The sequence below is a fragment of the Botrimarina mediterranea genome (assembly GCF_007753265.1).
In the GTDB taxonomy this organism is placed as follows: Bacteria; Planctomycetota; Planctomycetia; order Pirellulales; family Lacipirellulaceae; genus Botrimarina; species Botrimarina mediterranea.
Map to the genome: position 1 here is coordinate 640,081 of NZ_CP036349.1, position 26,276 is coordinate 666,356.

A 26,276-nucleotide genomic window follows, 5' to 3' on the forward strand; every position below is an offset into this window, starting at 1 on the left:
TCGTAAGGTGAAAGACGACGGCCGAGGCGACTTTGCCGTCCAGGATGAAGGCCTATCCGGGGATGATCAGGCGCTCCCATCCACCCGCCCGCACGGCCCGCGCTCCCACGGCCCGCGGATGCCCCCCACTTGAGACCCACCTATGTACGGCGAGCTCGTGCCGCTCGGCGGCGGGGACCCGATCCCGCTGCTCAAGAAGAAACTGCTAGTCGGTCGCCGCGAGAGCTGCGACATCGTCCTGCGTTTCGCTAACGTCTCGGCCCACCACTGCGAGTTGTGGATCGAGGGGGGCTATCTCTACGTCCGCGACTTGCAGAGCCGTAACGGCGTCAAGATCAACGGCGTTCGCAACCCCGAAGGCCGGCTCGACCCGGGCGACACGCTTTCGGTCGCGAAGCACAGCTACCGCGTCGATTACTCGCCGGCGGACCTTGGCGCCGTCGGTCCCCCGCCGACCGAGAACCGCACCAAGGAGATCATGAGCACGTCGCTCCTGGCGCGGGCCGGCTTGCAGAAGTCCGATATCCGCGGCGGCAGCGACCGCACCAAGCGGTTCGACCCGACGAACAACAACGCCGGCCAGATCAAACTGCCCGGCGACAAGCTTTAAGCCCAGCGGGCTTTGTAGGAGGCGTCTCCAGACGCCGATTACGGTATGCCAGCCGATAGGGTATGGTGCGCGTAATCGGCGTCTGGAGACGCCTCCCACATTTTTTGATTTCTATGGGCAAGAAGCGCCGCAACGTCCGCGCTGCCTTTCGTAAGGGCCACGACACGTCCAAGCGCGAGCGCGGCCTGACGCGGCACTTCGAGGTCCACGGCGCCGACTCTCATCAGGAACGCGGTGATCGCGTCAGCGGCAAGGGACGGCTCACCCGCCGCCGCACCGTCGCCGGCGCCGAGATGACCGAGGACAGCTCGGGACAGATCGTGCTCCCCGAGGTCGATCGCGAGACGTGCGTCCTCGGCCGGGTGCTGCGTGTGCAGGGGCTCGTGAGTCGCGTGCTCGGCGATAACGGTCGTCTCTACGCCTGCGCGACGCGGCAGCTTCTGAAGCAGCTCGCCACCAACCTGCGACACGTCGTCGCCGCGGGCGACCTCGTCTGGGTGCGGCCCGAAGGCCCGACGCCCGAGGAGGGCCTGCCACAAGAAGGCATCATCGAACGCGTCGAGCCGCGCCACGGCGTCCTCAGCCGCACGAGTCGCAATCGGCAGCACCTGATCGCCACGAACATCGACCTGATCGTCGTCGTCGCGTCGGTTGCCGAGCCGCGGCTGAAGCCGAACCTCGTCGATCGCTACCTCGTCACCGCGGAGAAGACGGGCCTACGGCCGATCGTCTGCCTCAACAAAGTCGATCTCGTCGAGCCCGCCGACCTCGTACCGATCATCGGCGTCTGGTCGCAGTTGGGCTACGAGGTGCTGCCCGTGTCGGCGGACACTGGCTTTGGCCTCGACCGACTGCGAGATCGCCTGCGTGGCAAAGAGACCGCGTTCACGGGCCAGAGCGGCGTCGGCAAGAGCTCACTCCTCAACGCGATCCAGCCCGGCCTCGCGCTGCGTGTGCAGACCGTCAGCAGCGAGAGCGAAAAAGGTCGTCACACCACAACGACCGCGGTGCTCTACCCGCTCGGCGAGGACCTCGGCGGCGGCTTCCTCGTCGACACGCCCGGCATCCGCAGCTTCGAGCTGTGGGACGTGATCCCCGAAGAAGTCGCGGGCTACTTCCGCGAACTCCGCCCTTACGTCTCAAAGTGCCGCTTCCCCGACTGCACGCACACGCACGAAGACGACTGCGCCGTAAAATACGCCGTCGCCGACGGCTGGATCGACGCGCGACGCTACGAGAGCTATGTGCAGATCAGGTCGGGGGAGTGAATCACCCAGCGGGGATAATTCGCATCCCAACGGCGCCATGCTATGATTTGGGCATGGACAGTAAACTCACCAATTCGCTTTACCAGGGCGTCGTTCGCGACGGCGTGGTTGTGTTTGTGCCTGGTGTATCGCTTCCCGAGGGAACGACTGTCACCGTGAAGCCGGAAGTTTTGGAACAACCTCCCAATCACCGGGCAGACGACAAGGAGGCTCCAATTCGCAACGGCGTGCCGCTATTCCCGAAAAGAGGCGGAATGGCGGTCACACTCGACATCGTGAACTCGCTGCGGGATGACGGCGTGTGACTTACTTGCTCGACGTCAATGTTCTGATCGCTCTTTTCGATTCCGAGCATCTCCACCATGAGGCCGCACACTCCTGGTTTGCAAGCGTCGGCCAAGCTGGATGGGCAACTTGTCCCATCGTTGAGAATGGCTTCGTGCGTGTGGTGACGAATCGAGCTTATCCTAATGGTAGGATTTCGATACTCGATGCCGTTGCCAAGTTAAACGTCTTTTGCAGCGAACCTGGGCATGCCTTCTGGGAGGACAGCGTTACGGTGCGCCACTTGGACGATCGACTCCTCTTAGGGATTGGTGGCCATCAGCAAATCACCGACATGTACCTCGCAGCACTAGCTAACCACAACCATGGGAAGCTCGCTACATTCGACAAGCGAATAGCTACAGCGATGCGAGACGATTTCTCAGCTGTGATCGAATTGATCAGCGAGTGATTCTGACGATAGCTACTTGGTCCCAGCATCGTCGGGCGGCGTCGTCTTCCCCTGCCAAGGGTCCACCGTCGTCAAGCTGCCATCGGGCAGCTCCCAGTGCAGCACGCCGTTGATCGAATAAACATACGGCACACCGGCGCGGCGGACACCATCGTTCCCGATACGGGTCATGTCGGCAGCCCATTCGTAGAACTCAGCGGTCAGCTTGGGCCGTGTCTTTACCGGCAGGCCATCCCCCTTATCTCCATCCATCCCCCCATCTCCTTTCCTGCGTTCCGCCCCAAGAGCGCGCCGACTACTGCGGCGTGAAGTCAGCGTCCGGCTCCAGCCGCAGCACGAACTCCGCCAGCAGTTGCGCCGCGTTGTCGATGTCGTCGAGCGAGATGATCTCCACCGCGGAGTGCATGTAGCGGAGCGGGATGCCGACGATGCCCGTGGCGACGCCGGCGCGGGTGAGCTGGAGGGCGTTGCCGTCGTTCGACGCGCCGCGGTTCAGCGCGGCCCATTGCATCGGCAAGTCGGCGGAATCGCCCGCTGCGCGCAGGCGACTGAAGGCGACCGGGTTGATGTTGGGCCCGCGCGAGAGCACCGGGCCGTGGCCGAGCTTGATGTCGGACTCTTGCGTCTTGTCGATCGTCGGGCAGTCGGTGGCGTGCGTCACATCGACCGCGACGCCGACGTGTGGGTCGATGCCGAACGCGCTGGTCGTGGCGCCGCGGAGGCCGATCTCTTCCTGCACAGTGGCGACGGCGTGCACCGCGACGTTGAGGCCGCCTTGTTCCGCCGCGCGGCGGGCGGCTTCGATGCAGACCCACATGCCGGTCTTGTTGTCCATGCCCGGCGCGGTGGCGAAGTTGTTGCGCATCTCCTTGTAGCCGAGCTCGAGCGTCACCGGGTCGCCGATCTCCACCAGCTCTTGCGCCTCGGCCTGGCTCCGCGCGCCGATGTCGAGCCACATCTCCTTCTGCTTGACGACCAACTTGCGCTCTTCTTCGTCGAGCAGGTGGATCGCCTTGCGCGAGATCACGGCCGGCACGGGGCCGCCATCCGCGTGGATCGTCATCCGCTGACCGATAAGCTGTTGCGGGTCCCAGCCGCCGATCGGCTTGGAGTAAACGAACCCCTGCTCGTCGATGTAGGTGACGATCAAGCCGATCTGGTCGGCGTGCCCCGCGAACATCACCCGCAGCGGCGCCCCCGGGTTCACCGAGACGATTACGTTGCCGTGCGTGTCGGTCCGGACCTCGTCCGCGAACGTGCCGGCGTACTCCCGCACGACGCGCTGCACGGGCTGCTCGTAACCCGAGGGGCTCGGCGACTCGAGGACCTTTTGGAAGAACTTCTTGGCGGCGGGGGTCATTGGGGGAGGGGTTAGGGGCCAGGGGCTGAGGGGTTGAGGGAGCGGCGCTGCTAGCAGCGGGGCGGCGAGCCGGGAGCGTTAGCAGGATTATGCAATGGCTAGCAGTGTGAAGTCGGTTCGGCGATGTAATCCAAGAAGCGTTAGCGCGTTGTGTCCCCCTCCCACTCGTGCAACGTTATGCAGTTGCTAGCAGGGGTTAAACGAAGGGAGTTCGCGTTCTACTGAATCTCTTTTGGGACCAACCAAGGGAGAAGCCAGATGGAACGCGAACTCTGGGAGCAACTGTACGCGATTGCCAGGCGGCTGGACAACGCTTGGTCGGGCGGGTTTTACCGGGCGTCGGAGGTCGTGGCGGTGTTCTTATGGGCGGTGGTCCACGACCGGCCCACCAGCTGGGCCTGCCAGCCCGACAACTGGCCGCCGCAGCTATCGGTTCCGTTCCCGTCGCAATCGACGATGAGCCGCCGGCTACGGAGCCGTGGCGTGAGGGAGCTGCTGGGCCGTCTGGAGCAGGCGTTGGGGGGCGACCCGCGGCGCTGGTGGTTGCAACGGATCGACAGCAAGCCGCTGCCGATCGGTTCCTACAGCAAGGACCCCGACGCGCGCGTGGGGCGGGCGGCCAACCGCTTCGCGAAGGGCTACAAGCTGCACGTGGTGTGGGGCGAGGGCCCGCTCCCTTCGGTGTGGCGGGTGGAGCCGATGAACACGGGCGACGCGACGGCCGCTCGTCCGCTGCTCGAAGAGCTGCCGGGCGAGGGCTATGTGACGGGGGACCGTCAGTACGACAGCAACCCGCTGCACCGCGTGGCTTCGCCGCGTCATCAGATCATCGCCCAGCAGCAGCGGCCGGGGCAGGCGTTGGGGCATCGCCGCCACGAGCCCAGCCGTGTGCACTGCCTGGAGATGCTCCGCCGTCCCTTCGGACAAGCCGTGCTCGCCTTCCGCGACCCGATCGAACGCTGCTTCGGCAACCTCACCAGCTTCGCCGGCGGCCTGGGCCCCCTGCCAAGCTGGGTCCGACGCCTTCACCGCGTCCACCTCTGGGTCCAAGCCAAGCTCCTCCTCAACGCCCTCCGCGTCCTCAAACGACAAAAGCTCGTGATAGCAACTGCATAACGTTGCACAAGGGGGAGGGGAGTAAACGACGCTAACGAGTCTGATAGTTCATCGAACTTGCAACAACTGACTGCTAGCGATTGCATAATCCTGTGACGCTCCCGGCTCGCCATCGTCTGCGACGCCGACTCTACCAAGCCCGTCGCCGGGGTGAAACTGCGTCGACCTTGACGATTCGACTCAATGCGCCGGCCTGCGCCGCCGATTCCTGTAACCGAGCGCGGGCTGTTTGTGGCCCCGCGCGTGCTAGTCATGACATCGGCGCCGGCAGGGATTGCGGGCGTCGGCGTGCCCCTTTGCGGGAGCTTCCAGGGATGGCCCTTACCAAATCACGACTCGAGTCCTTCGTAGCGATCGCCGCCCTCTGCGTCGCGGCGGCCTCCGGCTGTGCCGTGATGCGCCCGGGCTGCGGCTGCGCCATCGGTAGCGCCTGTGGGGCCGAAGTCGGTTGCGGCGTTGAGCCCGGTTGCGCCGTCGAACCCGGCTGCGGCTGCGGATCGATTTGTGGCTGCGGCGGCCGGGCTTGGGCCGGTAAACTGTGGTGCGGCGACGGCGGCTGCGAAGGCGGCTGCGGCCCCGTGAAGCCCCTGATCAACGTCTGCACCGGACCCGATTGCTGCGGCGGTTGCGATCCCGGTTGCGGTTGCGAAGCCAGTTGCGGCGTTGAAGTCGGCTGTGGCGTCGAGCCCGGTTGTGGGTGCGGCGTCGGTTGCGGCGACACGTGCGGCGTGGGCCGCTGCGGTTGTGGCGTGTTGCAAACCGTCGGCTTCGGCCTGCACGCTATCGGACAAGAAGTCGGCAACATCCTGCGGCCGATCGGCGCGCCACTGGGCCTGTGCTGCCCGTGCGGCAACCGTGGCTGCGGCGGTTGCGGCGACTTCTACTGGAGCGAATGGCACAGCGACCCGCCGCGCTGCTGCGACCCGTGCGACGACTGTGGCAACTGGGTTGGCCCCAGCGACCCGCGCAGCATGCGGGCGCCCTACGACCACGAGTTCGCGCCACGCGCCGCATCGCTGCCCTCGACGGAGATGATGGTGCGCTGAACGCTTTCGACGTGCCAAAGGTTGTGATTGTAGGAGGCGTCTCCAGACGCCGATTACGGTCTCATGGCCGAATACGGCATGGAGCGCGAAATCGGGGTCTTGAGACCCCTCCCACAAGCGACTTCGTCGCAGTTTGCCATCCAGCCTAGCGGCGTGCGAAGAGTCGCTTCGCGTTCGCGGTCGTCTGCTTCGCGAATGCGTCGAACGCCTCGCTGCGGACCTCCGCCAGCAGCCGCGCCGTGTGCGCGACGTGCCCCGGCTCGTTCCGCTTGATCTTCCGCACCGGTTCGGGCGAAAGGTACGGCGCGTCGGTTTCGACCAAGAGACGATCGAGTGGCACGGTCTTGGCGACCTCACGCAGCTCGTCCGACTTCTTATAGGTCACCATGCCGGCGAAGCTGACGTGGAGGCCGAGCTCGATCGCCTCGGCGGCGCCGGCGGCTGTGCCGGTGTAGCTGTGCATGACGCCGACGAGCGGCCCGCGCTCGCGCGCTTCGCGGAGCATCGCCAGCACGTCCGCCTCGCACTCACGCATGTGGACCACGAACGGCAGGCCCGTTGCTTGTGAAAGCCGTAGGTGGCGGTCGAAGTAGTCCTGCTGCTGCTCGAAGGGTGTCGAGTCCCAATAGCGATCGAGCCCCGTCTCGCCGATCCCCACCACCCCCGGCTCACTAGCGAGCCGCACGATCTCGTCCCAGTCCTCGGGCTGCGCCTCGGCGACGTCGTTCGGCTGGACGCCAACCACGGCGTGCACCATCGGATGCGCCGCCGCGAGCGCCACGACCGCGCGGCTCGAAGCCGCATCGACGCCGATCGCGTTCACGTCGAGCGCGCCCATCGAGCGGGCGCGTTGGAGGACTTCCGCCAAGTCGTCGGCGAAGGTCGGTTGATCGAGGTGGGCATGGGTGTCGTAGAACATGCGTTTAGTTTCTCAAGAACAGCGAACCATTGAGTTAATGGCGAGCCGGCGACGTTAGTCGTCGGTGGAACTCGGTGCCCGCTTCACACCCACGATTAACATCGTGGGCTCGCCGTCACTCGTGATCGTGCGTCTCGCGTCACGCTTCAACCAAACACCCCGCGGCACGCCTCGTTCGCCACGCTCGCCAGCCACTCCGGCGCGAGACCCAGGAGCACAATCGGAGCGGCGCCGATCGCCAGCAGCAACTGCAAGGCCCGCTCGGGGCGATCGGTCGGCAGGTCGTTTGGTGGCGCGTCGAGGCACACCGTCTTAACGACTCGCAGGTAGTAGACCAGCGACAGCGCCGTGTTCAGCACGGCGACCACCAGCAACATCGTCATCCAAAACCCGCCGGCGTCCACCAGCGCCCGCAACGCCGCGAGCTTGCCCCAGAAGCCCACCAGCGGCGGCAGGCCTAAGAGGCCGATCATCGCCAGGCAGAGCGCCGTCGCCGTGACGGGCGCGGTGCGGATCAGGCCGGCGTAGTCGTCGATCGATTCGCTGCCGCGTGTGTTGCGGATGACGGCGACCGCGGCGAAGGCCGTGAAGTTGAGGAACAAGTAGCCAGCCGCGTACAGCATCACGGCGCCCGCCGCCGCTGAGGCGCCGGCGGGATCGTTCTCCGCGAGCGCCACCGCCGCGGCGATCGGCATCAACAGGTAGCCGGCGTGGGCGATCGTCGAGTAGGCGAGCATCCGCTTCGCGCCGGTCTGCGTCAGCGCCGCGAAGTTGCCAACCGTGCAGGTCAGCGCCGCGGCGACCGCGATCAGCCCGACGACGAAGGACCGGGCCGGAGAAGCGGGGTCGGCCGTTGAGTGCGCGACAAGTTGCGTCGTCGCTTCATTTGCCTCGGCGTGGGCGAGCATGTCGAACGGCAACGTCAGCGAGACGATCCGCAGCAGCAGCACCAGCGCCGCGGTCTTCGACGCGACCGACAGGAACGCCCCCACCTCGGCCGGCGCGCCGGCGAACACGTCGGGCGCCCAGAAGTGGAACGGCGCCGCCGAGAGCTTGAACGCCATGCCGATCATCACCAGCACGCCCGCCAGCGCCAGCGCCATCACGACGCCGCGTTGCTCCGGATCGGCGGCCATTGTCGAGAGGTGCGCTTCGGCGAGGCGTTCGCCGAGCGTTGGCAAGTGGGCCGTCCCGGTAAGCCCCGCCAGCAGGCTGATGCCGTAAAGCATCACGCCCGCCGCTGCGGCGCCGTAAACGGAGTACTTGAGCGCCGCCTCGCCCGACCGGCGGCGGCCCTTCACGATCCCCACCAGCACGTACGACGGCACGCTCGCCATCTCGATCGACAAGAGCAGCATCATCAGATGATTCGTGCGGCACATCAGGCACATGCCGAGCGTCGCGCCGAAGAGCATCGCGAAGAAGTCCTGCCCGTCCTCGCGGTTAGCGAGCCCCGTCAGCTTCGACAGCACGACCATCAAGACGAGAAACGTCAGCAGCAGCCCGCGCGAGAAGACGCCCAGCGCGTCGTGCCGCAGCATGCCGGTGTAGATCTCGACCGGTTCGATCGCGGCGAGGCCGCCGCTCGCTTCCCATGCTAAGCAGCCCAGCGCCACGATCGACCCTACCAACGCGATCCAGAACGCCTCGATGCGTCGCAACGCGACCGGCACGCGCGCAAGCAGCATCAGGACGATCGTCACGACGAGCGTCATCTCCGGCGCCGACCGCGGCAGGCTGAGGCCCGCCGTGTCGTTAACGAGTTGTTCGACCAGCGTCGGCAGCATCGGCGACGGGCGTCACGCCCGTAGTTAATGGGGGACGAAAGGATTGACCAGCCGCGGCGATCGTCGGTTCCGCGACTTTGGTGACGTAGCCCGGCTGCACGCCGAGCACCACGGCGGCGATGACCAGCGGGACCATCACCACGAGTTCGCGCGGCTTGATCGGCGTGAGGCCGTCGGCGTGCGGGCCAATATATTCGGGGCCGTAGTACGCCAACCGCACCGCGCGGAGCGTGTAGGCGGCGGTGAGCACCGTGACCGCTGCCGTGGCGATGGCGAGAGAGGGATTGAACGTCCATGTCGGCAGCAGCACCAGCAGCTCGCCGACGAAGCCACACAGGCCGGGGAGGCCGAGGCTGGCTAGCGCCAAGACGAGCGCTAGGCCGCTAGCAGTGGGCATGCGGTTCATCAGGCCGCCCATGCGGTCGAGGTCGCGGTGGTGGACGCGGTCGTAGATCACGCCGACGGCGAAGAAGAGCCCCGCCGACGTGACGCCGTGCGCGACCATCTGGAACACCGCCCCACTAGCGCCGAGGGCCCAGGCGTCGGCGCCGAGCGTTCCGGCGGCGAGCCCCAGCAACACGTAGCCCATGTGGCTCACCGAGCTGTAGGCGACCAGCCGTTTGAAGTCTCGCTGCCCCATCGCGGCCAGCGCGCCCCACAAGAGGCCGACGACGCCAACCACGGCGACGACCATCGCCAAGTCGCGGGCCGCTTCGGGACAGATCGGCCAGGCGATCCGCACCATGCCATAGCCGCCGAGCTTGAGCATCACGCCGGCCAGCAGCATGGAGACGGGCGTCGGCGCCTCGGTGTGGGCGTCGGGGAGCCACGTGTGCAGCGGCACGGCCGGGACCTTCACGGCGAGGCCCAGCACCAGCGGCACAAACGCCCACCAAGCGAGGTTATGCCCGCCCCACGTCGGCGCGGTGAAGACGTCGGTCGTCTGTGCGAGCCGCGTCATCGCCACGAGGTTGAATGTCCGCAGCGGCGCGCCGGTCGCTTGGGCGTCGATGAGTTCCATTGGCAACGAATCGCTCAGGTCGATCCACTCGCCTAACTCCCTCGCCGGCGCTTGCGCTTTAACCGCGTTCGGGCCCAGGATTCCACTCGCCGCCAAGTCCGCCGGCGCCAGCCGCGTCAGGTCGCTCTGCCCGTAGAGCAATAGCCCCGCCCCCAGAATCAGCACACTAGCGGCCAGCGTGTAGACGAAGTACTTGAACGCCGCCTTGCGCCCGCCACTGCCGCCCCAGACGGCGATCAGCAGGTACATCGGCACCAGGATCAGTTCCCAGAAGACATAGAACAGCACGAAGTCGAGCGCGAGGAACACGCCGAGCATGCCCGTCTCGAGCAGCAGCAGCAGCGCGCAGTAGCCGCGCGGGTGGCGATCGACGCCTAGGCTCGCGATAGCGGCGAGCAGCGAGAGACTCGCCGTCAGGATCACCAGCGGCAGGCTCAGCCCATCGACGCCAAGGAAGAACTGCACGCCAAGCGACGGGATCCACGGCGCGGTGACGACGTGCGACAGCCCGGCGCCCCCCGCGCGGCCGTCGAAGGCGAGCGACCACGCCATCGCCGCGACGAGCGCGGTGACGAGGACCGTCAGCTTCTTCGCCGCGCCGCCGGCGCCCTTCGGCACGAGCGCCATCGCGCCCGCCGCGACGAGCGGGATCAGCACCAGGAAGGTGAGCGTGTGGTCGTTCATGGCGTCACCCCGCGATCCATCGGTAGGCGGCGCCGAGCGAGGCGACGCCCACGAGGACGACCCCCAAAGCGAGGAAGAAGACGTACTGCCGGAGGCTGCCGGTCTGGGCCCGGCGGAGGGCGACGCCGACAAGCGTCAGCAGGCCCGCCGCGCCGCGGAAGCCGCCATCCACCAGGCCCCGGTCCACGGGGCCGGCGACAAAGGCCCCCAGGCCCCGCGTCAGCGAATCGGCGCCGCGGCTGAGGCCCGGCAGCCAGTGCTCGTCGAGCTGGCGGAGGGGTTCGCCGGCGGGGGTCTCGCACTTGCGGCCGCCGCGGTGCATCACCAGAGCGATCGTGGCGCCCGCTAGAGTGGCCCCCAGGGCCGCTAGGGCGGCCGCTGAGCGGACGTTGGGCTCGTGGGCCTCACATGTCCCTGGGAGCGAAAGAGCCCGCCAGATTGAGCCTGAGCGGCTCTGGTGGGTCGTTGCGGGCGCCGAGGTCTCCAGCAGCGCCGGCACGGAGACCCCGCTGCCCGGAACCGCCCAGCCCGCCCCGATCGCCATCGTCGCCACGACCAGCATCGGTACGAGCATCGACTCGGGCGACTCGTGGGCGTGCTCCGCCGCCTCGGTTCGGGGCCGACCGACGAACGCCAGCAGCCACATCCGGGTGATGTACAGCGCTGTCAGCACCGCGCCGATCAGCGGCGCCCAGAAGAGCCAGCCGTAGGAAGGGTTTGCCCGTGAGAAGGCGATCGCCTGCTCGAAGATAGCGTCCTTCGAGAAGAAGCCCGACAGGCCCAGTCCCAATACCGGTAAGCCAGCGCCAACGAGCGCCAGCAACCCAACGAGCATCAGCCCCGCGGTGAACGGCATCGTACGCCGCAGCCCGCCCATCGCGCGGAGGTCGTTCGTTCCGACCGCATGGATCACCGAGCCGGCGCCGAGGAACAGCAGCGCCTTGAAGCCCGCATGCGTCACGAGATGGAACAGCCCCGCGGTCCAGCCACCGAGGCCCAGCGCTAGCATCATGTAGCCGAGCTGGCTAACGGTGGAGTAAGCGAGCACGCGTTTGAGGTCGTGCGAGACGGTCGCCAGCGTCGCGCCGACCAAGAGCGTGATGGCGCCGACCGTTGCGATGCCGACGAGCACCTCAACGGTAAGCAGCGGGTAGATGCGGCCCACGAGGAAGACGCCGGCGGCGACCATCGTCGCCGAGTGGACCAGCGCGGAGACCGGCGTCGGGCCAGCCATCGCGTCGGGGAGCCACGCCTGGAGCGGGACCTGGGCGCTCTTGCCGATGCAGCCGCAGAAGAGCCCGGCGCCGATGAGCGTCGCCAGGCCGTAGTGGCTGGTGAACCACGTGGGCGCCGCGGCGAAGAGCTTGTCGTAGTCGAAGGTTCCCGCGAGACCCCAGATCGCCGCGAGCGCCACGAGCATGCCGACATCGCCGACGCGGTTGAACAGCATCGCCTTGGTGGCGGCGGCGCCCGCCTTGGGGCGTTCGTAGTAGAAGCCAATGAGCAGATAGCTGCTCGCGCCGACGAGTTCCCAGAACGCGAACGTCATCACCGCGTTGCCGGCGAGCACAACGCCGAGCATCGCGAAACAGAACAGCGACAGGTGCTGGTAGAAGCGGTGCAGCCGTCCCGCGCGACGCAGCGGCTGGCCGTCGGCGGTGATCGCTTCGTGATCCGTGACGGCGTCGGCGCCTTCGCTGGCGGTTTCGTCGGCCAGATAGCCAAGCGAGTACACGTGGACACAAGTCGCGATCAGCGTCACAACGACCGCCATGACGACGGTCAGCGCGTCGATGTAGTAGCCGGCCCCAACGTGCAATGAGCCCACGTCCAGCACGCCGAACCACTCGCCCACGAGCGGCGCCGCGGCTTCGCCGTGCCCCTCTCCGACGGGGTGGGCCGAGACCCAACCGCCCAGCGCCAGAACCGACGCGATCAAGCTGACGCCGATCGCTCCGGTGGCGACATGCCCGATCGTCCGCGCGGCGTTGGCTTCGACAGAACCCTTGCCGCGCGCCAGCACCGAACCGGCCAGCGCTGACACAACGAACGACGCCAGTGGCGCAAGCCAGGCGACGAGCAAGAGCGTCGGCAGGAGTTGTTCGAGAGGCATAATTCTTTCGCGCCGCTTGCGGCTAAGCGGCAAGCCGAGTTACCCGCGGAGTTGATCCGCGGCGTCCACGTCGATGGTGTGCACCGTGTTGTAGAAGTTCAGCGCGATCGCCAACGCCACGGCCGCTTCGGCCGCGGCAAGGACGATCACGAACAGCGCCATCAGCTGTCCGTCGAGCCCGACCGACGAAGCGTCGCCGCGGAGGTAGGGGCTGCCGATGGCGATGAAGTTGACGTTGGCGCCGTTGAGCACCAGCTCGACGCCCATCAGCACGCCGAGCAGGTTGCGCTTGGTCGCCATGCAGAGGATGCCGGTGATGAACAGCACCGCGCCGACCACGAGGTAGTGGGCGACGCCGATCGGTTCGGTCAGGAGGGAGGCGATCATGCTGTCGGGGGCTCCGCGGTCTGGGGGTCGGCTTCCACCTCGTCCGGGTCGAACCCGCCCGGCGGCAACTCCGAGAGCGACCCCGCCGTCACCCGGGTGCGGGCGAGGTACGCGGCGCCCACCAGCACAACGAGCAGATGGACCGAGATGATTTCGAACGGCAACAGGTAGCCGGCGAGCGGCTCATCGCTATTCGGGTCCCGATCGACGCGCAGACCCAAGAGGCCGAGCGCCAGCGGCGTCGAGGTCCGTGGCGCCTCGTCGAGCGCGGCGGCCTTCGGACCCTGGCCGCTCCAAGCGGGCACGCTGAACGCGGCCGAAGCGAGCAACACCAACATCGATGTTCCTAGCAGCCCCGCAAGCAAGAACTCCGACCGCGACGGCAACATGCTCACGAAACGCTGCTGCGCGGTGAGCATGACGCCAAAGATCAGCAGCACCAGCGTGCCGCCGACATAGATCATCAGCTGCATCGCCCCGACAAAGTCGGCGCCGGCAAGGAAGAACAGCCCCGAGGTCGCCGACAGGCTCAGCACCAAGTAGAACGCCATCCGCACAACGTTCGACGACAACACGACCATCGCGGCAAAGCCGCAAGCGAGCGTGGCGAACAAGGCGAAGAGGACGGAGTGCCAGATCATTGGTGCGCCTCCGGCTTGAATGACGAAGCCCGAATGACGAATGACGAAACGGACGGCATGACTCCGTTCTTCGTCATTCGTGCTTCGTCATTCGTCATTTCCACATACGGCGCCGGCGGTCGCCACAGCACGCCGCCCGGAAACACCACCTGCCACGCCGTCGCGCCGAGGAAGCAGACCGCCGCCAGCGGCGTGCAGTACTTGAGACACGTCGTCATCACTTGATCGATCCGCAGCCGGGGCATCGACCAGCGGACCCACATCATCACGACCACCGAGAGCACGCCCTTGGTCATCAGGCACAACAAGCCAAGCAGGTTACCCAGGTAGTTCGCCACGTTCACGCCGACCACCGCGCCGAGCCAGCCGTCACTAGTCAGCCCCAGCGGAATGGGCGCGTGCCACGCGCCGAGGAACAGGATCGCCGCCAGCAGGCTCACCAGCAGCATCGACGTGTACTCGGCCATGAAGAAGAAGCTCCAGCGCAAGCCGGAGTACTCGGTGTGGAAGCCGCCCACCAGTTCGCTCTCCGCCTCAGCGAGGTCGAACGGCGCGCGGTTGACACTGGCCGTGGCGCACGTGCAGTAGACGGCGAAGATCACTAGCGTGAACGGGTCGTTGAAGACGTGCCAGTTCCAAACGCCGCCGCGCTGCACGTCGCCGATCGATACGAGGTCCATGCTGCCAGCGAGCATCACCGGCACCACGGCGCAGAGCCCGAGCGGCACCTCGTAGCTGACGACCTGCGCCGCTTCGCGCATCGCGCCGAAGAGCGACCACTTCGACGCCGACGAGTAACCGGCGAGGATGATGCTAAAGACCTCCAGGCCCAAGACGGCCAGCACGAAGAAGACCGCCACGTCGAGGTGCTGGGCGACGAACGGGTGCGGCGCCCCCGCGAAAGGCAACGCCACGAACGCCGCTACCGCCGCCGCCATGCCGATGTAGGGCGCGACGCGGAAGAGCAGGGGGTCGGCAGACGTCGGCATCAGGTCCTCTTTCGAGAGGAGCTTCAGGCCGTCCGCCACCGTTTGCAGCCAGCCGAAGCGGCCGCCGACCCGCGTCGGGCCGAGGCGGTCCTGGATCCGCCCGGCGACCTTGCGCTCCAACCAAATAAAGACCAGCGCCCCAACCGCCGAGAGGTTGAGGATCATCGCGACTTGCAACAGGGCGGCCAGCACATAGCCGACCGCCGCGTCGGGCGGGACGGACAGGCCCTCCCAGCCGATGACCCACCCCGCTCCGCTCACAAGCAGGTCGAGCGCCCAATTGATCGTCGGCGCCATCGTGGCAGAGAGGGGAAGCGTTCGCGGGCGGGGAAGCGTGAATACAGCACTATCCCGCTGTCAGGGCGAAGCCGCAACCGGGCGCGCGTCGAAGTAGGGTGCGATGCCGCGCAGCGAAATCGCACCTTCGCGGCGTCTCGATGGGTTGGCTCGAATGTAGCGAAGACCTAAGGGCAAACCCCGGGGCAAAGCCTGCCCAATCAGCGACCGTCGCGGTGCGACACCGCTCCGCTGCATCGCACCCTACCTAAACCCCCAAACCCAAAAACGACGGCGGCCGCCTGGAGTCCCACTCCGGGCGGCCGCCGATCTCAACGCTTTGCGCCCCGGACCCAGTTCGGGACGCCGCCAACGTGACAAATCAAACAGCGAGCATGTCGCCCAGCTCCGCGGCGAGCCGCTTCCGCGCCACGTGCAGCCGGCGCTTGATCGTGCCGACGGGGGCGTGGAACGCGTCGCTCATCTCGATCAGCGACTGCCCGCGGACGTAGAACGCCTCGAGCGTGCTGCGATCGAGTTCGCCGAGCCGCGCCAGGCCGTCACGGACCTGCTCGGCCCGTTCGGCGGAGAGCGCGGCGTCGACCGGGCTCCGCCGTTCGTCGATGCAGGTCGCTTCCAGCGTCGAGGGCTCGGTATCGACCGACCGCCGACGCCGGACCTGCCGGTTGATCGCCATGCGGACGGTGATCGACTTGAGCCACGAGCCGAACGCCCGCGGTTCGCTCAACTGGTGCAGCCGATCCATCGCCCGGATCAGCACCTCTTGCGAGAGCTCCGCCGCCTCGGCGTAGTTGCCGAGCCGACGCAGGGCGACCGCCTGCACCATCCCCTCGAAGCGAGCCACCAGCTCGCCGAAGGCGTCGCGGTCGCCGTCCTGGGCGGCGCGAACCAGGTCCTCGGTCTCCCACTCGGTGAGCGGCAGGTCTTGGGCGGTGACGACCCGGAAGGTGGGGGTGGTTTCGAATAACTCGGTCGCATCGAATCGCCGAGCGGCCAGCGGTGTGGCGATAGCGGTCATCGTTCTCTCGCTTATTGAAGAGCCACGCACGCGCCCCCTGGCGCTGCGAAGCCATAGTTCCCGGAGAGCGGAGCCACGCGACGTGCGAGGGCGTTCCGCGGATCGCGTCGGGCGAGAGACCACGGCCGGGCTTGGGGCTCCTTCACGATTGAAGGAGGCCGTGCGGCTGCGTTGTGGCGAAACCCTGTCGAGGACGACACGGTTCACCCAACGAACCAAGCGCAGCGGGAGTCACGCCTTCGGCGACGACTCACGCGTGAGGTTTGAATTCGGGACTCGCTCGCTTGGAGAGAGTCCGGCGCCTCACGCGGCGTTTAGAAACCGGCCAACCGGCGGCTGCGGACCGAATCGCTCGGTCGGCTGCCGCGACACGCATCACCCTGCGGGCGACAAATCATCGCCATCGCTGGTTTTGCGTGATGCATCGCTAGTGACGGCACTAGCAATGCGAGGCGTTGGCCTACTACGCCGGGCCTTGATCCCGAATTAACGGGGCCGCTTACTACATAGCGCCAGCGCAGGCGTGACGAAGCGGCGGCCGAAATCACCGTGAAGAACTTCGCGGCTGCCTTAATGGCGGCGGTGAAGGACTTGGCGATCGTGTTGGTCGTCGTTTGCATCGTGGCCTCCGCTGCGCTGCGAGCGCGGCTGTGGAGAGAACGGATGGAAGGGCCCGTGACGGGTAGGTGAACTTTCTGTACGGGCCGTCTAGGTGGGTTGATCGGCGGGCGGGCGGGTTTCCCTTGCGGGGAACCAATCCCGGCCGGAGCGATCCTCTTTAGCCAGCTTTTCAGCAAAACCGTTCCCGGTCAAGCAAATTCACCGGCCGAAACCGCGCCGCGGACTGCAGAGACAGCGTCTCCGCTGGCTGGGCAATCCCTGCGACGCCCCCTGAGACAGCCGCGGGGCGGGAGGGGTTCGCGGGGAATTGAGAAAATTTCTCTTGGAGCGCCGTAATTGGCCCCCACCCGCAATTAGCCCCCGGTCATTGACCGGGGGCTAAATGACGCGTTGATAAACGTGCGAGACCCTACCCCCCTACCCGCGGTAATCCGCATGGCAATCAACACAGCTCCGGCTCACCTCCGCCATCGCCGCGGCGGCGGCGGGCTGGTCCTCCGCGTCGATCGTCTCCGAAAGCCGCACCGCCGTGTCGCGGAGGCGGCGGGCGTAAGCCTGGTAATCCGGGTCGTCGTAGTCGTACGCCTCGGGCCGCAGGATCGCTTCCGCCAGCAGGGCCAGCACCTGGGCCTCGTGCCGGGCGTCGGCGGCGTTGCGGCGGAAGTCCCGTTCGCTGGACATCCAACTGCGCAGCCGCTGCTCCTCCGCGGCCCCCATCCGCCTCATCAGCGTGCTGCGGCTGGCGATCAGCGACCAATCGACCTCCGAAGCCGGCTCGGGGGTGGCGGGGCGGCTGCCGCGCGTCAGGTCCGCCAGGTCCGCCGCCCGCGTCGCCGCGACGGCGTGGGCCGCATCGGTGGCGTCGTCGGCTTCGCTCGCGCCCGCGCCGAACAGGTCCCGCAAACCCGCCGCGTCGTCCCGCCAACGCGGCTGACCCGAATGGTCCGCGATCACCGCGAACACCGTGGCGACGACCCCGAGCGAATCGACGGCCTCTTTGAAGCCGCCCGCTTTGTAGGCCGATGCCGTGCGGGTTGTCTTCGCGAGCGCCGTCGCCTGGCGTTTGATCTCGGTCTCAAGCACGTCGGGATCGACCAAGTCGGCCCATGCGACCTGAGCGGCTGATGGCGCCGCGTCGGGCGCGATGGCTGGCGTCGCCGCGGCGGCGGGCTGTGGCCGCTCGCCAACGAGCGTCGCAAAGGCGTCGTCGAAGAACACGGCGCGGTCCTCGTCGGTGAACTCCGGCGGCCGGGCGCGTGGGGGTTCCGCAGCGAAAGCGGTCGTCGCAATCAACAAGACTAGCAAGGTCGAAACACGCATAAGCTCGCTCACTCGATCGTTGGTTCTCAGCCGAGGGCGGAAGCCCCCGGCCGCCCCGCCACATGGCTTTCTGTCGAGGAGGACGCCCCACTCCGCTGCGGCCGCTGGCTTCCGCCCGCGGCTGAGGGCCCTCCTTGCTGCGGGGCTTTTTGTTGGGGCCCTCTTTCTGGGTGACTTTGGGCCGTGCTGCGCGCTCGGTTCCTCTCGTGTTAGTCTATGGCGCGAATCGACAACTGTCCCACCGCCTCTACAAGCCCTGCGAAACGATGCCCGCCGACATCACCCTGCTCTCCAACGTCCAGCAAGCCGTTGCCGATGGCAAGCTCACCGAGTCGGCCGCCAAGAACCTCACCGACTGGCTCGTCGAGCCCCGCTACGCCGACTACGCCCCGCAGGTCGCCGCCGCGGTTGAGGCCGGCGATTGGAAGACGCTCGACGACGTGTTCTGGACGATCATCCCGTTCGGCACCGGCGGCCGGCGCGGCAAGATGCATCCGTTCGGTTCCAACGCGATCAACGATCGCACGATCGGTGAATCGGCCCAAGGACTCGCCGACTACGTGAAGTCGCAACTCGGCGAGGGCGACCTCTCTTGCGCCATCTGCCGCGACACGCGCCACAACGGCGAGCGCTTCGCCAAGCTCTGCGCGGAGATCATGGTCGCCGCCGGCTTCAAGGTTTACTTCCTCCGCGGCTTTCGCAGCACGCCCGAGCTGTCGTTCGCGGTGCGTTACAAGAAGGCGAGCTGCGGCATCATGGTCACCGCCAGCCATAACCCGCCCAGCGACAACGCGGTGAAGGTCTACTGGTCGACCGGCGGGCAGGTGCTACCGCCGCACGACAAAGGGATCATCGAGCGGGTGATGAGCTGTCAAGACATCCACCGCACTGATTTCGAACAGGCCGTCGCGGCGGGCAAGATCGTCTACTGCGAAGAAGAGATCGATCCCGCGTTCTACGACGCCGTGCTCACGCAAGCGCAGCCCGGCCCGCGTCACCTGAAGATCGTCTACTCGCCGCTGCACGGCGTCGGCGCGACGGCGGTGTGCCCCGTGCTGGAGAAGGACGGCTTCACCGATGTCGAGGTCTTCGGCCCGCATGCCGAGCCGTCGCCCGACTTCCCCAACGTCCCCGGCCACGTCTCGAACCCCGAGCGGCCGGAGGTGTTCGACATGATCATCGAGCGCGCGAAGGAAGTCAGCGCCGACCTCGTGCTCGCCACCGACCCGGACTGCGACCGCATCGGCCTCGCTGCGCCCGTTGAGCCGGGCAGTGACGAGTGGCGTACGCTGAGCGGCAACCAAATCGGCGCGCTGCTTGCCGACTTCTTGCTCGAATCGAAGAAGGGCTCACTCACCGCGCAGCACTTCAATCTCATCACGTTGGTGACGACGCAGCTCACGCGCCGCATCGGCGACTCGTACGGCGTCCGCACGATCACCGACCTCTTGGTGGGCTTCAAGTGGATCGCCGGCGCGATCGACGAGAACGGTCCCGACAAGTTTGTCTTCGGCACCGAAGAGTCGCACGGCTACATGGCGGGGCAGTACGTCCGCGACAAGGACGGCGCGCTCGCCGCGATGCTCGCTTGTGAGCTGGCGGCGAAGCTTAAGGCCGAGGGGAAGACGCTCCACCAGAAGCTCGACGACCTCTTCTGGCAGCACGGCCTCCACGCCGAGCGCACGATCAACATCCAGATGCCCGGCTCCGACGGCATGGAGCGGATGATGGAGGTGATGGGCCTCTTCCGCAGCCAGCCGCCGGCCGAACTCGGCAGCTACGGCGTCGCCCAGCTCCGTGACTACAAGACCGGCGTCAAGCTGCAGATGAACGGCGCCGCCCCGCCGGCGAAGCTCGAAGGCCCGACCGGCGACCTGGTGATGCTCGACCTTACCGAGGACGGCAACTACGTCGCCTGCCGCCCCAGCGGCACCGAGCCGAAGATCAAGTTCTACCTCTTCGCCTACACCCCCGCCGAACAGCTGCACGACCTGGAAGACGCGAAGGTTGAGATCGAACAGGCGCTCGACAAGATCGAAGCGGACCTGCGCAAGTTCGCCGGGGTTTAAGGGAAGAAAAGGATTTCACCACAAAGGACACAAAGGGCACGACGGCCAACTCGGTGGCCCGACGCTGTCCCAATCCTTATACGACTGAAAAAATTGATTTGGGTTCGACTCACGAAAGATCCGTCGTGGTCGTCGTGTCCGTCGTGGTTAAACCTTTCTCTTATTCGCAGTGATCGGTTAGTCGCTCTCGATCAAGCCGTTGCTCGTGCGAAGCCGATGAGAGTGTCGAAGGCGCGACGCTGCGCCGGCTTCTCTTTGGCTTGAGGGCTATCGATGAGCGTGACGGACATCGCCGCTTTCGGCGCCAGCACGTTGGCTTCGGCGGCGGGCGCCGCTAGCAACCAGATCGAACGGCAAGTGCAGAGCGCCTTCAGCGCCGTGCTCGAAGCGGCCGGTCGGCAGGGGTACGCCTCCGCGGCGCCGATCGCCGACGGCGCTCCGGTCGCCGACGCCGCGCAGCAGGCTTGGGACGACTGGTTCGGCACGCGGCCCGAGCGGTACGCCTCGCAGGCTTCGCCGGAGAAACTGCAGCAGGGGTTCGGCGCCATCATCGGCAAGGCGATCAACGAAGAGGGCTACGCCGATCCGAAGGGCTTCTTGGCGAAGCTGAACCGTGAAGAGCTCGCGACGCTGCAATCGGTCCACAGCCTCGCCGATCCGATCCATGTCGAGAGCCTCACCGAAGAGGGCGCGCTGAACCTGCTGTTGCCGCCACCGGCGCAGGTGGACATCGATGCCGACGGCATCACCCACTCCGGCGCCGGGCGGGGGATCCGCTTCCCCAATAGCAACACGCCTCCCGAGGTCGTCGACGCCTGGGATTCGGCGACCGCCGGCATGTCGTGGGGCGAGCGCAGCCAGTTCGAGTTGAAGATGATGTTGCCCACGCTGCTGGCGAACATCGAAGTTGACGCCAACGGCCAATTCATCGGCCAGCGCGAGCCGGGCGACCCCGACTACCGCAACCCGATGGCCGAGTTGGGCTACTCGTACCGCGACACGGTCCAGTCGATGATCGACGCGCTCGACTTCCAGAAAGAGCAAATGCCCCGCGACCAGTACGAAGAACAAAGGGCCTTCTGGCGCCGCTTCGGCGAAGAGCTAGAAGCCACCGGCGCCGAGTAACTCCCACTTGAGCCGTCGGCGCTAACCGCGGCAGCGCCACGCGCAAACTCGCCCCAACGTTGGGCGGTTAATTCAGCACTCCACCACCCGCAGCCGCATCACCACCGCCGCACCGATCACGCCGGCGGCGGCCACGATCCACCACACCACGGACGGCAGCGGCGCGAAGATGAGCGTGATGCCGATCATCGCCGCCATCGTGCCGAGGGCCTTGGCCTTGACGCCGGGGCGGACGCCGCGGTGGAGGCGCCAGTGGCGGAGCGTCGGGCCGAACCACCTCGAGTCGAGCAGCTTCTGGTGCAGCCGGTCCGAGCTGCGGCAGAGCGAGTAGCTGCACAAGAGCAAGAAGCATGTGCAGGGCAGTCCGGGCAGGATCGCGCCGAGCACCGCCAGAGTGAACCACACGGCCGCAAGCGTCAGGTGCATCGCGCGGCGCCAGCCGGTCGCTACTTCCGGGGCGCGGACGTAGCTTTCGCGGGCGGCGTCTTCGTCGGGCCAGCGCTGCACGAGTTCTACGGGAAGGGGAACGACGGTCGAGGCTTCCAGCAGCGCCGCGTCGGCGCTGTATCGCTGGGCTAGCCAGCTTAGCGACGCGCGTTGCTCGATGGGTCCTCGGTGACCGCCCCGGTATCGGACTGTCGCCTCATCGCGGGCCGGATCGAGCGTCAACGAGCGGACCGAGGCGTCGGCCAGCACGCGGCGGGCAATCTCCAGACCCACGACCGACTCTCGGTCGGCGACGGGGCCCGCCGGACGGAGCAGTGACGGTAACACAATCGGGCTCGCCATCGGTTGATTCCCATAAGCCGGGGGTGTCCGGCCCGATCGAGCGCGAACCCCCAACGTTACACCACGGCCGGTTGCTGTTACGTCGCGGCGGGCTAAGTGGTGGGAAATCCCCGGCGAAACGAAGCCGCTGCCGGTCGGCTCGCTGCCGATTAGGCCGATGGCGCCGGTTTTTGCGAGGGATGCGGTCAAGCGGCGGCTCGCCGGCTGACGATAGTTGACTTTGTTGACCCATCTAGTAATGTATGAGGGTCGTTCGCCGTTTGCTGGTCGAGATTCCGCCATGTCCGCCGCCTTGCACCTGTACGAGTCGCCCCTCCCCGCCCCGCCGGCGCCGGGCGAGAAGCCCTCCGACGCCTTCCTGGCGGACCTCGCCGCCGAGAGCCAGCGACTCGAGTCGGCCACGCCCGACGAGATCCTCGCCTGGGCCCACGAGCGCTACGCGCCGGGCCTGGCGATGGGGACAGCGTTCGGCCCTGAGGGATGCCTCCTGCTGTCGCTGCTGCCGAAGCACGCGCCGACGACCTACGTCTTCAACCTCGACACCGGCTACCAGTTCCAGCAGACGCTCGACCTGAGGGACCGTATCGTCGAGAAGTACGGCCTCGAGATCGACATGCTCCAGCCGGAGCTGGCGGTCCCCGAGTACGAGGCGCTTCATGGGGGACCGCTCTATAAGACCGACCCCGACCGCTGCTGCCACGACCGCAAGATCAAGGTCCTGGAGCGCGCCGCCGTCGGACGCACCGCCTGGATGAGCGGCATCCGCCGCGACCAGTCGGCCGTCCGCGCCAAGCAGCCGATCGTCGCCTGGGACCGCAAGTTCCATCTGGTGAAGATCAGCCCCCTGGCGAACGCCACCAAGCAAGGCGTCTGGACGCGACTGCTCAAAGAGGGCGTCCCCTACAACCCGCTGCACGACGAGGGCTACCCCAGCATCGGCTGCTGGCCCTGCACCCAAGCCGTCACTCCCGGCGCGAATGGCGCTGACGACGGCGACGAGCGCGCCGGCCGCTGGGCGGGCAAAGCCAAGACCGAGTGCGGGCTGCACACGGATGGAAGCGGAATCTGATGAATGCGGAAAGGGGAAAGTGGAATGCGGAATGACCTACCCCGCATCGCTGTCCTCTATTCATTCCGCATTCCCCTTTCCGCATTCCCCTTTTGCACAATGCTTTCCGCCAAAACCGAATACGCCTGTCTTGCTCTGGTGCGGCTCGCGGCTGAGCACGCTTCGGGACAGCCCGTGCAAGGGCGCAGGCTGGCGGCCGAGGAGGGGATCCCCGAGGGGTTCCTCGTTCAGATCTTGCAAGAGCTGAAGCGGTTGGGGCTGGTCGTGAGCACACGAGGGGCCTGCGGCGGGTACCGGCTGGCGCGCGACCCCGACGAGCTGTCGCTCGGCGAAGTGCTCGACCTTGTTGACGGTCCGCCCTCGGGAGCGGGCTGCGTAGCGAAGCCCTCGCCGCTCGGCGAGGCGGTCGCCGAAGCGTTGATAGAGTCGGCCTCCGCCGAACGCCAGCGCCTGCGTGGCGTGACGCTCGCCGATGTCGCCGCCCAGGCGACAGCGCCGGGTGGGATGTACTACATCTAGCGCGAAGCGGTCTGTAGGAGGCGTCTCCGACGCCGATTACGCGCAGCATGCCGTCATCGCTTGAACCCGCAGAGGGTACGTAACCGGAACGCGTCAGCGCCCGGAGTTGCGCCACGTCTCGGTTGCTAAAACAATCAGCGGCGAGCCGGCGACGTGAGTCGTCTGAGTGAAGCGGGTATCCACTTCAACTCCGGGCGCTGACGCGCCGCGGCTCTTTGTCTTCCGCAGGCGCTGGCCGGTGCGGCGTGGTGCGGGTAATCGGGGTCGGGAGACCCCTCCTACAGAAGCTGCTGTGAGCGCCGTTAACAAAAAAACGGCGGGCTCCGTTGCCGGAGCCCGCCGTCGATCGAACTTTCTCGTCGCTGTTCGCGTGACTCAGACCTCGGTCATCTCGAGCTTCTTCTGAGCGCTCTTCGGCGTCACCTGTTGCAGGTGGGTGACGCGGCGGTCGGCCTTGCTCGACACGCCGTTGACCACGGCGCCGACCATCCGCACGCCGACGCTGCGGAGCAGTTCGACCGATTGGTGGATCTTCGTGACGCACGAACGGTCGCGGAGCACCGAGAGGATCGCCCCGTCGCAATGCTGGCCGAAGAGCAGTGAGTCCGAGAGGCCGAGGACCGGCGCCCCGTCGATGATGATGAAGTCGTAGTCGCTACGGAGCTTGTCGAAGATCGGCTGGACTTGGTCGGTGGCCAGGGCGCGGATCGCGTCGCTGTCACAGTAGCCCGCCGTCATCAGCCACAGGCCCTCGGCCTGGGTCGGACGGACAACGTCCGAGACTTCGGCTTCGGCGCGGAGCACCTCGCACAAGCCGTCTTCGAGCGGCGAGTTGAACAGCGTGTGCAAGGCCGGGCGCCGCAGGTCGCCGTCAATCAACAGGGTGCGGCGTCCGGCGCGGGCCAGGCTCGCGGCGAGCTGGCTGGCGACGGTCGTGCGGCCTTCGGTCGTTTCGGGGCTCGTGACCAGCACCAGCTGACGCTTCTTCGACGTCGACTCGTGCATCAGCGCGGTGCGGACGCTGTCGATCGACTCGCTAAGCTGAGCCAGGATCGGGCTGCCCGCACTCAGGGACCGCTTGCCGGTGAGGCCCGGAAGCGTGCCGATGACGCGGATGCCGAGACCCTCATCGACCTGTTCGGGTCCATTGAGACGGCGGCTGCTGAACTCCATGTAACCGATGCCGAGGCAAGTGAGGCCGAGCACCGTCAAGCCGCCGAGGCCCGAGATGGCGTAACGCATCATCCGGTTGCGGTTCTCAAACGTCTCGGCGGTTGCCGACGCGTCCCCCTTTTGGCCGATCGCCTGGACGCGATTGGGCGCCTGGGTCTCGACCTGTAGGTTTTGGATCTTCGTGGCGATGCTCTCCTCGACGGCTTGCAGCTGATCGATTTCCGCCAAGCGGAGCATTAGGTCGGTGTTGCTCTCGGCCTTGCGGAGGAGCTCCTGCTTAATCTCTTCGCCTCGCTTGTTGAGTTCGGCGAGTTCGGCTTGGCCGAACTGTCGCTTGATCTGGTACTCGGTAAGGGCGGCCTTGATGTAGGGGTTGGGTTCGTTGGACTGCTGACCGGACAGTTGAGCTTGAAGCTGCTGCTTCATCTGTGCGATCTCTTGCTGAGCTTGTTGGTACTGCTGCTCAAGCATGCGGATCTGGGCCGAAGTGCCCCGCTTGACGGTCGAGCGGAGGCTGCGGATCTGCATCTGGTAGTACATCGCCTCTTGCTGCATCTGGGCGACCATCGGGTCGCTCTTGACCATCTCGTCGACGACTTGCTCCATGTACTGCGGGTCGTTGATCTGAGCCTCGAGGATGCGGTAGTTGGTGGTCGCTTCGGTTAGCTCACCCCGGAGCTTCGCTTCACGGTTCTGGATCTCACGGACCTCGGCGAGCAGAAGCTCGGTCTCTGGGTCGAACGAGCCCTTGTAGATCTCGCTGGTGCCGCTGTCCTTGGCGAGCTGCTTGTAGGTCTCTAACTTGTCACGGACCTTTCCGCTGAGGTCTCGTAGGCTCCCCTTGAGGATCTGTAGCGGCAGCGTCCGTTCGCCTTGCTCACGGAAGATCACCTCGTCGTAGTACGCCTTGCTGACCGCCTCGACGACCTTCTTGAGGTCCTCCTTCGGGTGCGGACCCGCCAGGGTGATTTCCATAATCTCACCGCGCGACGGGAAGGCGACCTCTAGATGATTGCGGAGCCACTCAACTTGGTCGTCGGCGTCGTTGAACATCTCAAGCCGCGAGATCTCGGCTTGGTTCGCCGTAAGGGCCGACATCAGCACCAACGGACTCTTGATGTAGGCCAGCTGCGTGTTCTTGAAGATCTCGTAGTCGTCCTTGTAGACGTTCTGGCCTCGCTCCATCAGCGTTAGCGGGCTGCTAGAAACCTTGTACTGGGCGGTCGCCGAGTTCGTCTCGGGGAAGAGCCAGTAGAGGAGACCGGCGACGGTCGAGGCCAATAGGAGGCTCATCGACGTAGCGAGCAGCCAGCGGCGACGCAGGGCGTGGAACAGACCGCTGCGGTCCATGCCTCCCTTGAGGACGTCCTGGCCCTGGGCGCCGACCGGCTGGCCGAAGCCAGGGCCGTGCATGCCGGGCGCGGTGAGGTGCGTGGCGGCCGGGCCGGTCGCCACGAGGGAGGCGCCAGGCTGGGGCGAAGCGACGTTGCCGTTTTCGTTCTGACTCATCGAGCGGAGTTCTCCAGTTCGGGCGGCTCGCTAGCCGGCGATGCCGGTCGGACGAGGTGCGCGAGGGACGAGTGGCGTTAGCGGGCGGAG

General features: G+C 66.6%; 24 protein-coding genes. 10 read left to right on the forward strand and 14 right to left on the reverse strand.

Annotated features, from left to right (window positions below; all coding sequences use genetic code 11):
* Nucleotides 1-142: 142 nt before the first annotated feature.
* From Spa11_RS02540 to Spa11_RS02555, 4 genes are all read left to right on the forward strand, one after another.
* The gene (locus Spa11_RS02540; RefSeq protein WP_145106874.1) at nucleotides 143-610 is read left to right on the forward strand and encodes an FHA domain-containing protein; all 468 of its coding nucleotides are present in this window, start codon (nucleotides 143-145) and stop codon (nucleotides 608-610) included.
* 113 nt (nucleotides 611-723) lie between these two features.
* Nucleotides 724-1,878 (forward strand): ribosome small subunit-dependent GTPase A, encoded by a 1,155-nt coding sequence (gene rsgA / locus Spa11_RS02545; RefSeq protein ID WP_145106879.1) that lies wholly within the window; start codon nucleotides 724-726, stop codon nucleotides 1,876-1,878.
* 53 nt (nucleotides 1,879-1,931) lie between these two features.
* A complete protein-coding gene (locus tag Spa11_RS02550; RefSeq protein WP_145106883.1) occupies nucleotides 1,932-2,183 on the forward strand; it encodes a hypothetical protein in 252 nt (83 codons plus the stop codon).
* On the forward strand, nucleotides 2,180-2,614 hold the full coding sequence (locus tag Spa11_RS02555) for a TA system VapC family ribonuclease toxin (protein ID WP_145106890.1): 435 nt from the start codon (nucleotides 2,180-2,182) through the stop codon (nucleotides 2,612-2,614). The genes Spa11_RS02550 and Spa11_RS02555 overlap by 4 nt, the downstream gene beginning before the upstream one ends.
* Nucleotides 2,615-2,626: 12 nt before the next feature.
* On the opposite strand, the gene Spa11_RS02560 is transcribed toward Spa11_RS02555, so the two are convergent.
* Nucleotides 2,627-2,866 (reverse strand): hypothetical protein, encoded by a 240-nt coding sequence (locus tag Spa11_RS02560; RefSeq protein ID WP_145106895.1) that lies wholly within the window; start codon nucleotides 2,864-2,866, stop codon nucleotides 2,627-2,629.
* A gap of 43 nt (nucleotides 2,867-2,909) precedes the next feature.
* Complete coding sequence (locus Spa11_RS02565; protein WP_145106900.1) at nucleotides 2,910-3,974, reverse strand: M42 family metallopeptidase; 1,065 nt, start codon at nucleotides 3,972-3,974, stop codon at nucleotides 2,910-2,912.
* 258 nt (nucleotides 3,975-4,232) lie between these two features.
* On the opposite strand from Spa11_RS02565, the gene Spa11_RS02570 reads away from it, so the two are divergent.
* Together Spa11_RS02570 and Spa11_RS02575 are read left to right on the forward strand one after the other, a co-directional pair.
* Nucleotides 4,233-5,090 carry a transposase gene (locus Spa11_RS02570; protein ID WP_145106905.1) on the forward strand — a complete coding sequence of 286 codons (858 nt, stop codon included), beginning with the start codon at nucleotides 4,233-4,235 and terminating at the stop codon, nucleotides 5,088-5,090.
* Nucleotides 5,091-5,404: 314 nt separating this feature from the next.
* The gene (locus Spa11_RS02575) at nucleotides 5,405-6,136 is read left to right on the forward strand and encodes a hypothetical protein (RefSeq protein ID WP_145106908.1); all 732 of its coding nucleotides are present in this window, start codon (nucleotides 5,405-5,407) and stop codon (nucleotides 6,134-6,136) included.
* Between the two features lie 145 nt (nucleotides 6,137-6,281).
* On the opposite strand, the gene Spa11_RS02580 is transcribed toward Spa11_RS02575, so the two are convergent.
* The 10 genes from Spa11_RS02580 to Spa11_RS02625 form a co-directional block, all read right to left on the reverse strand.
* On the reverse strand, nucleotides 6,282-7,055 hold the full coding sequence (locus tag Spa11_RS02580; RefSeq protein WP_145106911.1) for a TatD family hydrolase: 774 nt from the start codon (nucleotides 7,053-7,055) through the stop codon (nucleotides 6,282-6,284).
* Nucleotides 7,056-7,201: 146 nt separating this feature from the next.
* The gene (locus tag Spa11_RS02585) at nucleotides 7,202-8,842 is read right to left on the reverse strand and encodes an NADH-quinone oxidoreductase subunit N (RefSeq protein WP_145106914.1); all 1,641 of its coding nucleotides are present in this window, start codon (nucleotides 8,840-8,842) and stop codon (nucleotides 7,202-7,204) included.
* On the reverse strand, nucleotides 8,811-10,547 hold the full coding sequence (locus tag Spa11_RS02590) for a complex I subunit 4 family protein (protein WP_145106921.1): 1,737 nt from the start codon (nucleotides 10,545-10,547) through the stop codon (nucleotides 8,811-8,813). The genes Spa11_RS02585 and Spa11_RS02590 overlap by 32 nt, the downstream gene beginning before the upstream one ends.
* A 4-nt stretch (nucleotides 10,548-10,551) precedes the next feature.
* Nucleotides 10,552-12,660: an NADH-quinone oxidoreductase subunit 5 family protein gene (locus Spa11_RS02595; protein WP_145106927.1), complete on the reverse strand. Its 2,109-nt coding sequence runs from the start codon at nucleotides 12,658-12,660 to the stop codon at nucleotides 10,552-10,554.
* A 39-nt stretch (nucleotides 12,661-12,699) separates the two neighbouring features.
* Complete coding sequence (nuoK, locus tag Spa11_RS02600; protein WP_145106936.1) at nucleotides 12,700-13,047, reverse strand: NADH-quinone oxidoreductase subunit NuoK; 348 nt, start codon at nucleotides 13,045-13,047, stop codon at nucleotides 12,700-12,702.
* Entirely contained in the window at nucleotides 13,044-13,688 is a 645-nt protein-coding gene (locus tag Spa11_RS02605; RefSeq protein ID WP_145106939.1) for an NADH-quinone oxidoreductase subunit J family protein, read from the reverse strand. Before Spa11_RS02605 ends, nuoK begins: the two co-directional genes overlap by 4 nt.
* Complete coding sequence (locus Spa11_RS02610) at nucleotides 13,685-14,974, reverse strand: complex I subunit 1/NuoH family protein (RefSeq protein ID WP_145106942.1); 1,290 nt, start codon at nucleotides 14,972-14,974, stop codon at nucleotides 13,685-13,687. The genes Spa11_RS02605 and Spa11_RS02610 overlap by 4 nt, the downstream gene beginning before the upstream one ends.
* Nucleotides 14,975-15,335: 361 nt before the next feature.
* Nucleotides 15,336-15,992, reverse strand: a complete 657-nt coding sequence (locus tag Spa11_RS02615) for an RNA polymerase sigma factor (protein WP_145106947.1) — start codon at nucleotides 15,990-15,992, stop codon at nucleotides 15,336-15,338.
* Nucleotides 15,993-16,306: 314 nt separating this feature from the next.
* Nucleotides 16,307-16,612 (reverse strand): hypothetical protein, encoded by a 306-nt coding sequence (locus Spa11_RS02620; RefSeq protein ID WP_145106953.1) that lies wholly within the window; start codon nucleotides 16,610-16,612, stop codon nucleotides 16,307-16,309.
* Between the two features lie 418 nt (nucleotides 16,613-17,030).
* Nucleotides 17,031-17,933, reverse strand: a complete 903-nt coding sequence (locus tag Spa11_RS02625; protein WP_145106958.1) for a cytochrome c — start codon at nucleotides 17,931-17,933, stop codon at nucleotides 17,031-17,033.
* A 266-nt stretch (nucleotides 17,934-18,199) separates the two neighbouring features.
* Here Spa11_RS02625 and Spa11_RS02630 point away from each other — a divergent pair, with 266 nt between their 5' ends.
* Nucleotides 18,200-20,002 carry a phospho-sugar mutase gene (locus Spa11_RS02630; protein ID WP_145106961.1) on the forward strand — a complete coding sequence of 601 codons (1,803 nt, stop codon included), beginning with the start codon at nucleotides 18,200-18,202 and terminating at the stop codon, nucleotides 20,000-20,002.
* Between the two features lie 273 nt (nucleotides 20,003-20,275).
* Complete coding sequence (locus Spa11_RS02635) at nucleotides 20,276-21,127, forward strand: hypothetical protein (protein WP_231933126.1); 852 nt, start codon at nucleotides 20,276-20,278, stop codon at nucleotides 21,125-21,127.
* A gap of 72 nt (nucleotides 21,128-21,199) precedes the next feature.
* Here the strand turns inward: Spa11_RS02635 and Spa11_RS02640 are convergent, their stop codons facing one another.
* Nucleotides 21,200-21,916, reverse strand: coding sequence for a YbaN family protein (locus Spa11_RS02640; RefSeq protein WP_197529683.1), 717 nt, complete (start codon nucleotides 21,914-21,916; stop codon nucleotides 21,200-21,202).
* Between the two features lie 280 nt (nucleotides 21,917-22,196).
* Here Spa11_RS02640 and Spa11_RS02645 point away from each other — a divergent pair, with 280 nt between their 5' ends.
* Both Spa11_RS02645 and Spa11_RS02650 read left to right on the forward strand, forming a co-directional pair.
* A complete protein-coding gene (locus tag Spa11_RS02645; protein WP_231933128.1) occupies nucleotides 22,197-22,985 on the forward strand; it encodes a phosphoadenylyl-sulfate reductase in 789 nt (262 codons plus the stop codon).
* Nucleotides 22,986-23,084: 99 nt separating this feature from the next.
* Nucleotides 23,085-23,504, forward strand: coding sequence for an RrF2 family transcriptional regulator (locus Spa11_RS02650; RefSeq protein ID WP_197529684.1), 420 nt, complete (start codon nucleotides 23,085-23,087; stop codon nucleotides 23,502-23,504).
* A 375-nt stretch (nucleotides 23,505-23,879) separates the two neighbouring features.
* Here Spa11_RS02650 and Spa11_RS02655 read toward each other — a convergent pair whose 3' ends face one another.
* On the reverse strand, nucleotides 23,880-26,186 hold the full coding sequence (locus tag Spa11_RS02655) for a tyrosine-protein kinase domain-containing protein (protein WP_145106976.1): 2,307 nt from the start codon (nucleotides 26,184-26,186) through the stop codon (nucleotides 23,880-23,882).
* Between the last annotated feature and the right edge of the window lie 90 nt (nucleotides 26,187-26,276).

Excerpts from the sequence above, each read along its gene's own strand:
- Spa11_RS02540 (WP_145106874.1), top strand. The coding sequence starts at position 143 with ATGTACGGCGAGCTCGTGCCGCTCGGCGGCGGGGACCCGATCCCGCTG.
- rsgA (WP_145106879.1), top strand. The coding sequence starts at position 724 with ATGGGCAAGAAGCGCCGCAACGTCCGCGCTGCCTTTCGTAAGGGCCAC.
- Spa11_RS02550 (WP_145106883.1), top strand. The coding sequence starts at position 1,932 with ATGGACAGTAAACTCACCAATTCGCTTTACCAGGGCGTCGTTCGCGAC.
- Spa11_RS02560 (WP_145106895.1), bottom strand. The coding sequence starts at position 2,866 with ATGGATGGAGATAAGGGGGATGGCCTGCCGGTAAAGACACGGCCCAAG.
- Spa11_RS02565 (WP_145106900.1), bottom strand. The coding sequence starts at position 3,974 with ATGACCCCCGCCGCCAAGAAGTTCTTCCAAAAGGTCCTCGAGTCGCCG.
- Spa11_RS02570 (WP_145106905.1), top strand. The coding sequence starts at position 4,233 with ATGGAACGCGAACTCTGGGAGCAACTGTACGCGATTGCCAGGCGGCTG.
- Spa11_RS02575 (WP_145106908.1), top strand. The coding sequence starts at position 5,405 with ATGGCCCTTACCAAATCACGACTCGAGTCCTTCGTAGCGATCGCCGCC.
- Spa11_RS02580 (WP_145106911.1), bottom strand. The coding sequence starts at position 7,055 with ATGTTCTACGACACCCATGCCCACCTCGATCAACCGACCTTCGCCGAC.
- Spa11_RS02585 (WP_145106914.1), bottom strand. The coding sequence starts at position 8,842 with ATGCTGCCGACGCTGGTCGAACAACTCGTTAACGACACGGCGGGCCTC.
- Spa11_RS02590 (WP_145106921.1), bottom strand. The coding sequence starts at position 10,547 with ATGAACGACCACACGCTCACCTTCCTGGTGCTGATCCCGCTCGTCGCG.
- Spa11_RS02595 (WP_145106927.1), bottom strand. The coding sequence starts at position 12,660 with ATGCCTCTCGAACAACTCCTGCCGACGCTCTTGCTCGTCGCCTGGCTT.
- nuoK (WP_145106936.1), bottom strand. The coding sequence starts at position 13,047 with ATGATCGCCTCCCTCCTGACCGAACCGATCGGCGTCGCCCACTACCTC.
- Spa11_RS02605 (WP_145106939.1), bottom strand. The coding sequence starts at position 13,688 with ATGATCTGGCACTCCGTCCTCTTCGCCTTGTTCGCCACGCTCGCTTGC.
- Spa11_RS02610 (WP_145106942.1), bottom strand. The coding sequence starts at position 14,974 with ATGGCGCCGACGATCAATTGGGCGCTCGACCTGCTTGTGAGCGGAGCG.
- Spa11_RS02615 (WP_145106947.1), bottom strand. The coding sequence starts at position 15,992 with ATGACCGCTATCGCCACACCGCTGGCCGCTCGGCGATTCGATGCGACC.
- Spa11_RS02620 (WP_145106953.1), bottom strand. The coding sequence starts at position 16,612 with ATGCAAACGACGACCAACACGATCGCCAAGTCCTTCACCGCCGCCATT.
- Spa11_RS02625 (WP_145106958.1), bottom strand. The coding sequence starts at position 17,933 with ATGCGTGTTTCGACCTTGCTAGTCTTGTTGATTGCGACGACCGCTTTC.
- Spa11_RS02630 (WP_145106961.1), top strand. The coding sequence starts at position 18,200 with ATGCCCGCCGACATCACCCTGCTCTCCAACGTCCAGCAAGCCGTTGCC.
- Spa11_RS02635 (WP_231933126.1), top strand. The coding sequence starts at position 20,276 with ATGAGCGTGACGGACATCGCCGCTTTCGGCGCCAGCACGTTGGCTTCG.
- Spa11_RS02640 (WP_197529683.1), bottom strand. The coding sequence starts at position 21,916 with ATGGCGAGCCCGATTGTGTTACCGTCACTGCTCCGTCCGGCGGGCCCC.
- Spa11_RS02645 (WP_231933128.1), top strand. The coding sequence starts at position 22,197 with ATGTCCGCCGCCTTGCACCTGTACGAGTCGCCCCTCCCCGCCCCGCCG.
- Spa11_RS02650 (WP_197529684.1), top strand. The coding sequence starts at position 23,085 with ATGCTTTCCGCCAAAACCGAATACGCCTGTCTTGCTCTGGTGCGGCTC.
- Spa11_RS02655 (WP_145106976.1), bottom strand. The coding sequence starts at position 26,186 with ATGAGTCAGAACGAAAACGGCAACGTCGCTTCGCCCCAGCCTGGCGCC.